The organism is Limnobacter sp. MED105 (assembly GCF_000170915.1).
In the GTDB taxonomy this organism is placed as follows: Bacteria; Pseudomonadota; Gammaproteobacteria; order Burkholderiales; family Burkholderiaceae_B; genus Limnobacter.
Genome location: NZ_ABCT01000002.1, coordinates 185,682 through 198,802, shown reverse-complemented (window position 1 = coordinate 198,802; position 13,121 = coordinate 185,682). Strand labels below are relative to the sequence as shown.

At 54.7% G+C, this 13,121-nt stretch carries 11 protein-coding genes; 3 read left to right on the top strand and 8 right to left on the bottom strand.

All coding sequences use genetic code 11. The annotated features are described in order from the left end of the window. Nucleotides 1-201 precede the first annotated feature (201 nt). Complete coding sequence (locus LMED105_RS03755; RefSeq protein ID WP_156799520.1) at nucleotides 202-411, top strand: hypothetical protein; 210 nt, start codon at nucleotides 202-204, stop codon at nucleotides 409-411. A gap of 174 nt (nucleotides 412-585) precedes the next feature. On the opposite strand, the gene LMED105_RS03750 is transcribed toward LMED105_RS03755, so the two are convergent. The 7 genes from LMED105_RS03750 to LMED105_RS03720 form a co-directional block, all read right to left on the bottom strand. Next, nucleotides 586-2,271, bottom strand: coding sequence for a hypothetical protein (locus LMED105_RS03750; protein WP_156799519.1), 1,686 nt, complete (start codon nucleotides 2,269-2,271; stop codon nucleotides 586-588). A gap of 252 nt (nucleotides 2,272-2,523) precedes the next feature. Next, the gene (locus LMED105_RS03745; RefSeq protein ID WP_008248309.1) at nucleotides 2,524-3,654 is read right to left on the bottom strand and encodes an acyl-CoA dehydrogenase family protein; all 1,131 of its coding nucleotides are present in this window, start codon (nucleotides 3,652-3,654) and stop codon (nucleotides 2,524-2,526) included. A gap of 34 nt (nucleotides 3,655-3,688) precedes the next feature. Then, nucleotides 3,689-5,677 (bottom strand): biotin carboxylase N-terminal domain-containing protein, encoded by a 1,989-nt coding sequence (locus tag LMED105_RS03740; RefSeq protein ID WP_008248308.1) that lies wholly within the window; start codon nucleotides 5,675-5,677, stop codon nucleotides 3,689-3,691. Continuing rightward, on the bottom strand, nucleotides 5,670-6,833 hold the full coding sequence (locus LMED105_RS03735; RefSeq protein ID WP_008248306.1) for an acyl-CoA dehydrogenase family protein: 1,164 nt from the start codon (nucleotides 6,831-6,833) through the stop codon (nucleotides 5,670-5,672). Before LMED105_RS03735 ends, LMED105_RS03740 begins: the two co-directional genes overlap by 8 nt. Nucleotides 6,834-6,866: 33 nt before the next feature. Continuing rightward, complete coding sequence (locus LMED105_RS03730) at nucleotides 6,867-8,495, bottom strand: acyl-CoA carboxylase subunit beta (RefSeq protein ID WP_008248305.1); 1,629 nt, start codon at nucleotides 8,493-8,495, stop codon at nucleotides 6,867-6,869. A 101-nt stretch (nucleotides 8,496-8,596) separates the two neighbouring features. After that, nucleotides 8,597-9,505: an SDR family oxidoreductase gene (locus LMED105_RS03725; RefSeq protein WP_040512328.1), complete on the bottom strand. Its 909-nt coding sequence runs from the start codon at nucleotides 9,503-9,505 to the stop codon at nucleotides 8,597-8,599. A gap of 106 nt (nucleotides 9,506-9,611) precedes the next feature. Then, nucleotides 9,612-10,241 (bottom strand): hypothetical protein, encoded by a 630-nt coding sequence (locus LMED105_RS03720; RefSeq protein WP_156799518.1) that lies wholly within the window; start codon nucleotides 10,239-10,241, stop codon nucleotides 9,612-9,614. 172 nt (nucleotides 10,242-10,413) lie between these two features. Here LMED105_RS03720 and LMED105_RS03715 point away from each other — a divergent pair, with 172 nt between their 5' ends. Then, nucleotides 10,414-11,103, top strand: coding sequence for an SDR family NAD(P)-dependent oxidoreductase (locus LMED105_RS03715; protein WP_040512265.1), 690 nt, complete (start codon nucleotides 10,414-10,416; stop codon nucleotides 11,101-11,103). A 10-nt stretch (nucleotides 11,104-11,113) separates the two neighbouring features. Here LMED105_RS03715 and LMED105_RS03710 read toward each other — a convergent pair whose 3' ends face one another. Continuing rightward, a complete protein-coding gene (locus LMED105_RS03710) occupies nucleotides 11,114-11,734 on the bottom strand; it encodes a TetR family transcriptional regulator (RefSeq protein ID WP_008248298.1) in 621 nt (206 codons plus the stop codon). 121 nt (nucleotides 11,735-11,855) lie between these two features. Between LMED105_RS03710 and LMED105_RS03705 the strand changes: the two genes are divergently transcribed. Further along, nucleotides 11,856-13,118 (top strand): efflux RND transporter periplasmic adaptor subunit, encoded by a 1,263-nt coding sequence (locus LMED105_RS03705; RefSeq protein ID WP_008248296.1) that lies wholly within the window; start codon nucleotides 11,856-11,858, stop codon nucleotides 13,116-13,118. The last annotated feature ends 3 nt before the right edge of the window (nucleotides 13,119-13,121 follow it).

The window sequence follows — 13,121 nt, the reverse complement described above, 5'->3', positions numbered from 1 at the left end:
GAAAAAAGATACCTGCCCATCTAGGTTTCCGCCCAAGGGGCAAAGTTCCATTTGTTGCGGAGCTAGCAGTTATTGTGGTTGTTGTCAGGGGATGAGTGTTCGCAGTTGTCGTAGTAGTGGGAAGGCGGAACGAATGTATTGTTGTTTAACCCATTGAATGGGTTGGTGTTGGCAACGGCAGAGGCAGGCGATTTGTACACTATGCTTCCGGCGATCATTAATGCGAGGCCAAGCGCGATTATTAATGGGCCTGTGGGTGCAGCAGGTGTAAAACATATCCCTGCTCCCAAGGCGGCAATGGCAAGCCCCGTGGTGGCCATGACCATGGCCGATTTTCGACCGGGCGCCTGTGTTTTGGAGTCCGTCGTGTTTTCTATTGGCTGGGTACTTGGTCGTTGGCTGCTTGATTGAAGCTGATTTGAGCCTATTGAAGCTGGCATGATGAATGTCCTGATTGTCTTTTTGCGTGGTTAATCCCCAAGGAAAGTTCAACTTATCTAAGTGGTGTAAAAATGCAAAAAGGCACCCCGAAGGGTGCCTTTTCACTTTGCCTGGGGGTCGGAGCCCCAGGCAATACTACAAAGCTTAGATGGGCAGGCTGTCTGTAGGCAGCGCGCTGGTCAATGCATCCAGAGGGCTTGCGCCAGAGGAGATTGGCAGGCTGGAGGGGTCCAGCAAGCTTGTCAATGAATCCAGAGGCGTGCCTGTGGATGGGAAGCTTGGCAAGCCACCACCTGCACCACCGCCTGCTGCCAGGTCGGTCAGAACACTTGGGTCCAGTAGGGAAGTAACCATGTCCAGCGGTGTGCCAGTTTCTGGGATGCCGGGCAAGCCGCCACCACCACCCGCACCTGCCAAGGCGTCGGTCAGAATGGCTGGGTCGAGCAATTCAGTGACCATGTCCAGCGGTGTGCCGGTGCTGGGCAAACCAGGCAAGCCGCCACCACCACCCGCACCTGCCAAGGCGTCGGTCAGAATGGCTGGGTCGAGCAGGGCTGTAACTTGGTCGAGTGGTGTGCCTGTTTCTGGGAAGCTTGGCAAACCGCCGCCACCAGCACCACCCAGGGCGTCAGTCACAGGGCCCAATACCGCATCCAAAGGTGTGCCTGTGGGGCCGGCTGCACCGCCACCGTCACCGCCTGGCAGTGGCAAGCCACCTGACAAAGCTGCGATCAAAGGATCGGTAACTGGGGTGAGTGCGTCGAAAGCCTGGTTCAGGCCATCAGCCAGGGGCTGAGAAACCATCGGTAGTGCGTCGGTTGCCGTGGCCAGGCCATCAAACAATGGGGCTGCTGCATCAAAACCTTGAGTCAAACCGTCGTTCAGGGGAGCCAGCACGGGGTCGAGTTGACCAACCACTTGAGCCAGGCCATCGGCCAACTGTGGGGAAACCATGCTCAGACCACCACCCAGTTGCTCGGCAACCACGCGCAGGTTAACTGGCAATGTGTCGGCCGCTGCTGTTACCAAACCGTCTTCATTGCCAGCCAATACGTCAACCACCGGTGACAGAGCTTCTTCAACGGCTTCTGTAATTGGAGTTACGTTTTGATCCAGAGAGTCGGTTACTGGTGCCAAACCTGTCAGTGCATCGCTCAAGGTGTCGTTGACTGGTGTCAGTGCTGGTTCCAATGCATCCGTGATTGGCGCTGTTTCTTCCAGAACTGGGTCAAGTGCTTCAGTCACAGGTGCAAGGGCACCCACGGGGGCATCAACCACCGTGGTTACAGGTGACAGGGCATCCAGGGTTTCTTCAAGTGCAGGGGAGGCTGGGCCGGCTGCATCGGTGACTGGCTCAAGTGCACCTGCGGCTGCTTCGCCGGAACCGCCACCTGAAGAACCACCGCCTGATCCGCCGTCGCTGTCATCGCTGCCCAGTACAAATGCTGCACCAGCGGCCGCGGCCAATGGACCGGCCAAGCCACCAGCGGCCAAGCCTGCACCGAACAAACCAAACATGCCGCCTGCACCCGTCACTGCAACGGTTTCGCCTTCGGTCAGCAATTCGAATTCGCCTTCGGCCACTTCAAATTCAGCGCCGTTCTCGCCTTCTTTCAATGTGGCTACAGCATTGGATTGCAGAATACCTTCGGTGGCCTGTTGACCATCCGCGCCGGGGAATTCGATGTAGGCAGAGCCTTCGGCACTGGTGGTGACGGTGTCACCCGCAGAAATAATGTCGCCTTCTTTCAGAAGGACTTGTTCACCGTCGGGACGGGTTACAGAAACCTCTCCCAACACGCTTTTGATAATTCCAGTGATATTAGCCACAGTGCATTCTCCGACAATGGTGTGTTTATTTAAAAGTTCGGCAAAAATTTCGCCTTGTGAGAGTTTTACTGGCCGCAATCAGGAAATGGATGTGAATATTTCCTAATAATTAACAATGTTTAACATTATTTGTAGGTGTTGTACTTACAAATCCTGACTTGTCGCATGTAAAGCCCTCTCGGGGGAACGCCGATCGAATCTAATTTTTCTAATTCAGCCAATTAGTGTAACTCTTTCGGGGGGTAATTTGCATCACCATGCCAGTTGCCGTATGGCCAGTTCTTTCATGATTTCTTCTGCTCCGCCACCAATGCACATTACTTTGACCTCGCGGTAGATGCGTTCGGTTGAGCTTCCCCGCATAAAACCCATGCCCCCCAGAATTTGAACCGCTTCATTGGCACAGTGTTGCAATGTTTGGGTGGACTGGTTTTTCAGCAGGCAAATGTCGGCCACCAGTTCTTCATTGATGTCGCCTTGGTCGATACGTGCAATGGTTTCGTCGAACCAGGCCTCCGTGGCCCGAATCTTCATGCGGATGTCGGCCAGTTTGTGGGCGATCACCTGGTGCTCGATCAGGCGCTTGCCGAAGGTTTGGCGGTTTTGGGCCCAGTCCAGTGCTTCGTTCAGGCACACGCGTGAAAAGCCGACGCAGGCGCCTGCCAGCATGAGGCGTTCGGTGTTGAAGTTTTCCATGATGATGCGAAAACCTTTGCCTTCCTTGCCGACCAGGTAACTTGCCGGGACTTCCACATTGTCGAAATAAATGCTGGCGGTGTCGCTCATCCACCAACCGGTTTTTTTAAGCGGGCTGCGTGTCAGGCCTTTGGCATTGCCTGGCACCATAAGCACCGAGATGCCGCGGGCACCAGGTTCGCCGGTGCGCACTGCCACGGTCAGCCAATCGGCACGAACACCGCTGGTGATGAATACCTTTTCACCGTTGATGCGGTAGTGGGGTACGCCGTCTTTTTGAAACAGGTCGGCTTTGGTTTTCAGGTTGGCAACGTCGGATCCGCCAGAAGGTTCAGTGATCGCCAGCGCACTGATGGCCTCACCCTTCAACACTGCGGGTGCGATCATTTGCACCAGTTCTTCACCGCCGTGATTGAGCAAGGGTGGCAGACCGATGTTGTGGCTGAACAAACCCGCGAGTAATCCGCCGCTGCCTGCGGAGCACACGAGATTGGACAGGCGCAGTCGCTCGGCCAGCGTGCATTCAAAGCCGCCGACTTCTTCAGGATATCCCAAGCCCAGCAGGCCCATATCGCCGGCCTGCTTGTAGAGTTCACGCGGAAATTCCCCGGCTTCGTCCCAGTCGTTGATGTGGGGTTTGATCTGTTCGTTGACAAATCGCTCCACCGAGCGGAAAAAATCTTCCATGGATGGTGTCTCCTCCAACCGCGTTTGTTTGTGATTATTGAATCGGGCTTAGCTGAACCATGGCTTGCTTCTGCTTCATCTGGTCACCCACCTTGATGTGCACCTGTTCCACAATCGCTGCTGTTTTGGCGCTGATGCGGTGTTCCATTTTCATGGCCTCCAGGCACACCAACACAGTGCCTGCCTCAACCTGTTGGCCGGGCTGAACCAGTACTTGGGTTACTTTGCCGTTCATGGGGCTGCTGACCACAGCTTGAAACACACCTTCTGCCAAGGCTGAGGCGCTTAGCAGGGTTTCATCATCCACATGCAGAGCTTGCGGGTTGAGCCCCTGTTGAACCCACACACCGCTGTTGGATTGAGTGACTGTGTATTGCGCGGACTGGTCGTTCACCATGGATTGAATGGTGACACTGCCTTGCTGCGTCGTCATGCACTGCCAGTGTTCGAGCACTACTGCTTCATCACCAAGCCCATCGACCTCATAACTATTGTTGTTGCTGCTGACTTTCAAATTCAGGGACTTGCCCTGCACCTTGAGTTTCAAGGGCCGTGGCAAGGCGCGAGTGCTTGAAAAACCTGTCAAAGGTGTTGGCCAGGCGGCGTGGTTTTGCTGCTGGGCATACGCCAGGAATACTGCCGCCACTGCACATTCGGCCATGAAGTGTTGGGGTTTGAGTAATTCATCGGCGTGTTGGGCCAAAAAACCGGTGCCAAAATCGCCGCCCTGAAAAACAGGGTGGCTGGCGATGCGTTGCAAATAAAGTGCGTTGTGTTCAAAGCCGATGAGTACGGTTCGTTTCAGCGAGTCGGCCAGCTTTTCGCAGGCAGCCAGGCGGTTCTCACCATGCACAATGACCTTGGCCAGCAAGCTGTCGTACCAGGGGCTGACTTCGCCGCCCTCTTGCAGGGCATGGTCGCAGCGGCTGTTTTCGTCGGGCCTCCAGGCGAGCACTGGCCCTGTTTGCGGCATGAAATCGCGGGCTGGGTCTTCAGCACACAGGCGGCCTTGAATCGCGTGGCCAAAGAATGTGATGTTGTCTTGTTGAAGTGTCAGGTGTTCGCCCGATGCAATGCGCAGTTGCCATTGCACCAGATCAATTCCAGTAATGGCTTCGGTCACACCATGCTCTACCTGCAGGCGCGTGTTCATTTCAATGAAATAAAAATCGCCGTTTGCGTCGAGCAAAAACTCGACTGTACCGGCGCCGACATAACTGGTGGCACGCACCAGTTTTAATGCGGCTTCACCCATGCGTGCGCGCAGTTCTGCACTCACTGCAGGGCTGGGCGCTTCTTCAACAATTTTCTGATGCCGGCGTTGCACGGAGCAATCACGCTCACCCAAGTGAACGGCGTGGCCGTGGGTATCTGCCAGCACCTGAATTTCAATGTGACGCGGATTGATGATTGCTTTCTCAAGCATGACCCGATCGTCGTTGAAGGCATTTTTCGCCTCCAGCTGTGCGGAGTGCAGTTGCGATGCGAATTCGGATTCATTCATCACCAAACGCATGCCGCGACCACCGCCACCTGCCAGTGCCTTGATCATGACCGGGTAGCCAATGCGCTGCGCTGCAGCCATCAGGTCGCTTACGCTTGCGTTGGGCTCGCTGAAGCCTGGAATACACGGCAAGCCAGCCTGCTGGGCAATTTCCTTTGCACAGGCTTTGTCGGCCATGTCGGCAATGGCTTGCGGTGTGGGGCCCACCAGTGTGATTCCTGCTTGCGCACAGGCCTGCGCAAAAGCCGGGCTTTCCGATACAAAACCGTAGCCAGGGTGAATGGCATCTGCCCCGGCTTTCAGCGCTGTCTCTATCAGTTTGTCGATGCGCAAATACGATTCAAGCGAGGGCGCCGGGCCAATGCAATAGGCCTCGTCAGCTTCTTGCACGTGCATGGCTTTTTCGTCGGCCTCGGAATAGACAGCGACTGTGGCGATGCCCATGGGTTTGGCTGCACGCAATATTCTGCGTGCGATTTCATTGCGATTGGCAATGAGCAGTTTTTTGATCCTAGGCATTCTTTTTCTTGCCCGGCAAAATACCCATGAATTTGCAGATGATGCCCAGCATGACTTCGTCTGCACCGCCACCAATCGAAATCAGTCGGCCATCGCGATACAGCTGCGAAGCCGGGTTTTCCCAGGTAAAACCCATGCCGCCCCAGAATTGCAAACACTTGTCAGCGACTTCGCGCACCAAGCGACCACTTTTCAGTTTGCACATGCTGGCCAGCTCGGTGACTTCACCACCCGCTACGTATTCTTCGGTGGCCTGCCACACCAATGCACGCAAGGCCTCAATTTCAGTTTTCAATTCAGCCAATGTGAAATGCACCACCTGTTGATCGAGCACGGTGCTGCCGAACAAGTTGCGTTGGCGGGTGTAGTTAATGGTTTCGTTCAGCACATGCATCATGCCTTCGATGCTGTTGGCGGCACCCCACAGGCGCTCTTCCTGAAACTGGATCATTTGGTACATGAAGCCTGCGCCTTCCATACCAATCAAGTTGCGCTGTGGCACACGCACATTGTCAAAGTGAATAAGACCCGTGTCGGATGCCCACATGCCAATTTTGTGAATCTTCTTCTCAATCGTAATGCCCGGAGTTTTCATGGGCACGATGATCAGTGATTTGTTCTGGTGGGGTTTGCCTTCGCTGGTGTTGGCCAACAGGCAGATCCAGTCGGCTTGCAAACTGTTGGTAATCCACATTTTGCTGCCGTTGATGATGTAGTCGCTGCCATCTTTTTTTGCAGTGGTTTTGACACCTGCGACATCCGACCCTGCGCCGGGCTCTGAAACACCAATACAAGCCACCATGTCGCCAGCAATGGCGGGTGCCAAAAATTCACGGCGCAGTTCGTCGCTGCCGAACCGCGCCAAAGCGGGTGTGGCCATGTCGGTCTGAACGCCGATTGCCATGGGCACGCCTCCACAATGGATTTTTCCCAAAGCCTGCGCCGCTACGACGGAATAGCTGTAGTCCAAACCCATGCCGCCAAACTCTTCTGGTTTGGTCAGGCCTAGCAAGCCAAGATTACCCATCTTTTTGAACAACTCATGGGCGGGAAACATCTGTTCCTTTTCCCAGGTGGCCACATGTGGATTAATTTCATTCTCCACAAAGCGTTCGATGGTGCGTTGTAGTTCTTTGTGTTCCTGGCTTAGTCTCACTGCACTTCCTCCTCGTTATTCACTCGTCACGCGTTAGGGGCGAGCCACGCCAAATTGCATGGGTTGCACACTGCGCTCTTGTTGCAGGCAGGCAATTAGCGCTAGCGCCAATACCTGCCGGGTGTCTCTTGGGTCGATCACGCCGTCGTCGAGCAACAAACCACTGGTGTGGAATGCGCTGGTTTGGGACTCAAACGTGTCGATGATTTGTTTTTTCATGTTTTCCAGCATGAACTCGGGCACTTCCATGCCTTTGCGGGCTGCGCTGGCCTGCATCACTGTGGCCATGGTGCCGGCAGCCTGTTCTGCGCCCATCACGGCAGTTTTGCTGTTGGGCCAGGCAAATACAAAGCGGGGGCCAAATGCCCGGCCGCACATGCCATAGTTGCCAGCGCCAAAACTTGCGCCGCATAGCAGGGTGATTTGTGGCACGGTGGCGTTGCTCACGGCCTGAATCATTTTCGAGCCGTGCTTGATGATGCCGCCCTGCTCGGCTTCCTTGCCCACCATGTAACCTGTGGTGTTCTGCAGGTAAATGATCGGCGTTTTGGTTTGGCAGCAACTTTGAATAAAGTGTGTGGCTTTGGTGGCACCTGCGGTGTCGATAGGCCCCAAATTGCTGATGATGCCGATTGAAACACCCATCAGCTTGGCATATCCGCACAGCGTGGCTGGGCCGTAGTTGGCTTTGAATTCGAGGAAGTCGGAATTGTCAACGATGCGGGCGATTACTTCACGCATGTCCACTGGCGTTTTGATATCGGCGGGCATAATACCCAGTAGTTCTTCGGCTGGGTAGCGCGGCGCTGGCGCTTGGGCATTCAGCGTAGGTATCACATTCCGATTGCTGTTGTTCCAGTCGATTTTTGCCATCACTTCGCGGGCCAGTGCGATGGCGTGTCGGTCGTCGTCGGCGATGTAGTCGCCCAAGCCTGAGACTGAGCAATGCATGTCCGCACCACCCAGTTCTTCGTCGGTGGCAATTTCGCCCGTGGCGGCTTTCAGCAGAGGGGGGCCTGCCAGAAATGCGCGCGCGCGTTCGCGCACCATAATGACCACATCGCTTAAGCCCGGAATGTAGGCGCCACCGGCTGTGGATGAGCCGTGCAGTACATTGACCACAGGCAGGCCAGCTGCGCTGAGTTTGGCCAAACGATAAAAGTTACCGCCGCCCAGAATGAAGTGTTCGACTTTGTACTTCAGCAGGTTTGCGCCTGCTGATTCACCCAGGTTGATGAAGGGAAGTTTGTTTTCCAAGGCAATGTCTTGCGCACGTTGCATTTTCTCAATGCCCATGGCCTGAAGCGCGCCGGCCTCAATGCCTGAATCGCTGGCGACTACCATGCACAAGGTGTTTGCCACATAACCCAGCCCGGCAATAATGCCGCCGCCGGGAATGCTTTTGTCGGCTTTTTGGCCGTCTTGCATGTAACCGGCCAGTGTGCTGAGTTCCAGAAACGGGGAGCCAGAGTCAAGCAGCAGTGCGACCCGGTCGCGAGGCAATAACTGACCGCGCTTTGCAAACGATGGCGCGGCCTTGGCCGAGGCATCACGGGTGCGCTGCTCCAGCGATCGCAATTCATGCAAGGCCGCTTCCATATTGGCTTTGTTGAGTTCAAACTCAGCGGAATTTGCGGAAACGAGACTCTCTAAAATAGGCATTGGTGCGTGGCTTTACCAGGAAGCAAATGGGTTGGTAAAAAATCAAACGTTTGTTTGATTTTGAGGGTGAGGCTTGGGTGTGTCAAGCCTTAAATATTTGATTATTTCTTGCTGGCCGCTGCGCGCGCGGCGTCGCGGCGCTGGATCACTTCGGGCACGCCACCCAAGTGAAAGCTGTTGAAAGCCGGGTTGGCTTTGCCGGTGCCCACTTGCCAAATACGCCGTGCATTGGGTGCTGCACCGTCGATCCGAACACACGAACCCGAGATGAATGAGGCTGCAGGGCTGCACAAGAATACCAATGCGCCTGACACTTCGGCTTCCAGCCCCAGCCGTTGCAGTGGGATGGTTTTGTCCAGCTGCATGATGGTTTGCTTCATGGGTTCGGGGTAGGTGTCCATACCGCTTGATGCAATGAAGCCGGGGGCAACTGCATTCACGCGCACGGGCGCCCATTCATTGGATGCTGTTTCCGAGAAGTTCAACATGCCGGCCCGCGCGGCACCCGAGTGGCCCATGCCAGGCATGCCGTTCCACATGTCTGCGATGATGTTGGTGATGGACATGTCAGATTCACCCAAGTGCAACATCATGTACTGGTTGAATACTTCACGGGCCATGAGGAAGCCGCCGGTGAGGTTGTTGCGCACCACGGTCTCGAAGCCTTTGCCACTGATCATGTTCAAAGGTGAGGGGAATTGCCCGCCTGCATTGTTGATCAGGTGATTGATTTTGCCGTGTATTGCCAACACATCGGCCACAGTTTCCTTCACGCGCTCTTCTTCACGAATGTCGCAGCTGTGCAAAGAAATTTTGACCGTGCAGGTTTGCTCGATTTCCGCTTTTACAGCTTCAAGCTTTTCCATTTTTCGACCGACCAAAGCCAGATCAGCGCCCAGGCTGGCCAGTTCATGCGCGGTACAGCGGCCAATGCCTGAACCACCACCGGTGACCAGTACGGTTTGACCTGCAAAAAGATTGGGGCGAAACACGGATTGGAAGCTGTTCAAAAGGGTCACCTGTGAATTGTGCAATTTGATTATTCAAACGATCGTTTGAATTTAACCATGCTTTTTGAGATCGTGCTTTCACAGGATCCAATTCACGGGTGTTTTTTTACCGGGTCCCGGCATCAGCCAAGCGGATCGTATCGGTTTTGCTGAACATTTGATCTGCGAAGGCAATGGTGTGTGTGTTCAGGGCGCGTGAGCTGTCGTGCTCTGGATCGCGGTTTGAGAAGTCGGTTCGAATGGATTTCACGCGACGGTAGACCACCTCAAAGTACTCAGGCATCACTTTTTGCACATAGGCCAAGCCAACCAGGTCGGCCAGTGTTTCTTCGAAGTGCACGTTGTTTTTGAATTGAATTCCCAGGTGTTCTTGCAAGGCCTGCTTGGCAGTCACTCGTTTTCCCTTTTCGGACATCAGGCAGTGCGTCAATTCATGGGCCGAGGTAAAGGCAAGAAATGCGGGTTCGGCACCTTCATGGCCTGAGTCGAGGAAGTGGGACCACACTCGCTTGGCATCGGCATGTTGGTTAACGTGCAGCACGCAGGCTTTGATGCCGCTGTTTGTCAAAAACGGCGAGGGATTGTTCATGGTGCTCTCGCGTACATGAATACGCTGCGTGTCGATGGTGTAGACCTGGGCAAATTGCTCGATTTCCACCTTCATGGCGGCAGTGTCGGGCAGGCTGGCCTGCGGTGTAAACAGACTGACCAAACCAAAAAATAGACCGTTCCACATGACATGCTCCAAGAATTCCGGTGATGTCTTGTGAACGGCAGGTTTGGGTGGGTTCAGCATTGCACCAATGCGTTGCCCTTAAAGGGGGTATTCAAAGGGGGTGGGGGCGTGAAAGGGCAGCGTCCGTGTCAAAATGCAGGCAATCAATCATTCAACGCGGGAGTCGATTTTCATGAGCAACAGCAATCCAGTCGCGATTATTACGGGTGCAGCAGGCAATTTGGGGCAAGCCGTGGCCATCCATTTGGGCAGTTTGGGTTACCGGCTTTTGTTGATTGACTTGCATCAGCCCGATTGGGAAGGTGAAAGCGATGCGGTGTCGATTGGCAATGTCGACCTGACCTTGCCTGAGCATGCTCAGGAGGTGGTTAATCAGGCCTGGGAATATTTCGGCCAAATTGATGCGGTCGTGAATATTGCAGGCGGTTTTGTGTGGGAACGTCAGGCCGAAAGCAGTCTTGATACCTGGAATACGCAGTACGCCATGAATGTGCAGACCTCGGTGAACATGTGCCAGGCCATACTGCCCCAGTTTCAAGATCAGCAAGGTGGTGTGATCGTTAACATTGGTGCGGCTGCTGCAGGCAAAGCGGCTGACGGCATGGGTGCTTACGCAGCAGCCAAATCGGCAGTGCTGCGTTTGACAGAGGCGCTTGCTGCGGAGAACAAACATTTGGGCATTCGCGCCAATGCAGTGTTGCCCAGTATTCTGGACACGCCCGCCAATCGCGAAGCCATGCCCGACGCTGATCCTGCTGATTGGGTCAGCCCTGACTCTTTGGCAGGGGTTATTGCATTTTTGCTCTCAGATGCCGCCCGAGATATCAATGGAGCCGGCATTCCGGTCACAGGCAGGGTGTAAACAAGATCTGTTACTTCCTACTGGCCATGCCATTGAGGTAATTGTCGATCGTGAATTCAGCCTGTTCCATCAAATCAAACAGATTCGGGCTAAGTACAAAGTTGGCGAAAAGCCCGTCAATCAAGGCATGCAAACCAATCGCTGCCTGGCGGGCGTTGGTATTTGCTGGCAATTCGCCTTTGTCGATAGCGGCCTGAAAGTCTGTTTCAATGGTTTGAATGCAGCCTTGAATCGCTTCCAAATGGCGGTCGCGAATAGGCAACATGTCGTCGACCATTTCCGCTTTGTGCATCACGATGTCAAAAACCCGCTGTGTGCGGGGGTCTTCTGCCAAAGTGCGCACCACATGCATTGAGCGGGTACGCAGGTAGGCCAGCGGTTGTTGTTCTGGGTGCAGGTCGGGCGTGGCGATGAATTCATCCATCGGTAATATTACGCGTTGTAACATGGCGTCAAACAGGTCGGCTTTGTTCTTGAAATGCCAATAAATGGCCCCCCGCGTTAAATCTGCGGCTTTGGCAATGTCGTTCAGCGTGGTCCTCGATACCCCTTTTTCCGAGAACACGGCTTCGGCCGTATCGAGAATCAGGTTGCGGGTTTCCTGCGCTTCTTCCTTCGTTTTTCTTACCACAATCGTCTACGCCAAATTGAAAAAATTATTTACATACACTCATGTATGTATGTATTATCTGACTTCTCGGTCATTAAATCAACCCGAAAAATTCCCACAAGGATATAACAGGGCACATATCATGCACAGCAACTCATTGAAATCAAAGCAAACCCAAGCTTCCCCCTACAGCCGCGCATTTGCAGGAGCCACCCTTCTGCCCGCGCTGCTGGTGACTGTTTTGTCCAGCGCCTTGTTGCTGGGCTGTGGCCAGGGCGCCGATGCTCAGGCCCCCGGTGGTCCCGGTGCCGGCCAGGCTGCACCTGTTCCGGTGGTTGAGGTGAAAACCGAACCGCTGGAACTGACCTACGAATATCCAGCTCAAATCGCCGGCCTGCGAGAGGTTGAAATTCGAGCCCGTGTGGCCGGTATTATCGAGCGCCGCCAGTTTGAAGAAGGCGGCCGAGTGAAGAAAGGCCAATCTTTGTACAGCTTGGACAACGCACCCTACCAAACCGCTTTGGCCCGTGCCTTGGCTGATGAAAATGCTGCCAGGGTTCGCGCCGCTCAAGCTGAACGTGATTACAAACGGGTAATGCCATTGGCTGATAGTAAAGCGGTGTCACAGTCTGAATTGGACAACGCGCAATCGGCATTTGAGGTGGCCAAAGCTGACCTGCAGGTAGCCAGCGCTGCGGTTCGCACAGCTCGCCTGAATCTGGAGTATGCACGGGTGGAATCGCCAGTCAATGGCTTTGCAAGCCGCTCGCTTTACTCTGAGGGCAGTTTTGTATCCGGTCCTTCTGAATTGTTGACCACGGTCACCCAGATCGACCAGGTGTATGTGAACTTTGGCATTCCTGAAAAAGACCATGAGCAATTGCGCAAAGGCATTGCAAGTGGTGCGGTTTCCTTGAGCAATGGTGATTTGGTGGTTGAGGTGCTGGGTGCCGATGGCAAGCCCATGGGTTTGAAAGCCAAGTTGGGATTCCAGGACGTACGTGTGAACCCGGCCACCGGCACGGTGGATGCGCGTGCTGTGTTGGCCAACGACAAGGAAGTGTTAAGCCCAGGGCAATTTGTGCGTGTGCGTGTTAGCGGTGCGGTGCAAAAAAATGCCGTGTTGTTGCCACAACGTGCCGTGCTTGAGAACCCGGAAGGCGGCAAGGTCGTAATGACAGTCAGCCCGGAGAATACCGTGGCGCCGCGCCCCGTTCAGGTTGCCCAGTGGAAAGGTGATCAGTGGGTCGTAACCGATGGACTGGTTGCTGGTGACAAAGTGATGACCGATGGTTTCATGAAAGCCCCGCCCGGAACACCCGTACAACCCGTGATTGCAGGTGCCGATGCGCAGCCTGCAGCAGCCGAGGCCGCAGCACCTGCAGCCACTGAGCAGAAGCAATAAGGG

Coding starts and splice junctions, on each gene's coding strand:
- LMED105_RS03755 (WP_156799520.1), top strand. CDS start 202: ATGCTTCCGGCGATCATTAATGCGAGGCCAAGCGCGATTATTAATGGG.
- LMED105_RS03745 (WP_008248309.1), bottom strand. CDS start 3,654: ATGGAAGATTTTTTCCGCTCGGTGGAGCGATTTGTCAACGAACAGATC.
- LMED105_RS03740 (WP_008248308.1), bottom strand. CDS start 5,677: ATGCCTAGGATCAAAAAACTGCTCATTGCCAATCGCAATGAAATCGCA.
- LMED105_RS03730 (WP_008248305.1), bottom strand. CDS start 8,495: ATGCCTATTTTAGAGAGTCTCGTTTCCGCAAATTCCGCTGAGTTTGAA.
- LMED105_RS03720 (WP_156799518.1), bottom strand. CDS start 10,241: ATGTGGAACGGTCTATTTTTTGGTTTGGTCAGTCTGTTTACACCGCAG.
- LMED105_RS03715 (WP_040512265.1), top strand. CDS start 10,414: ATGAGCAACAGCAATCCAGTCGCGATTATTACGGGTGCAGCAGGCAAT.
- LMED105_RS03705 (WP_008248296.1), top strand. CDS start 11,856: ATGCACAGCAACTCATTGAAATCAAAGCAAACCCAAGCTTCCCCCTAC.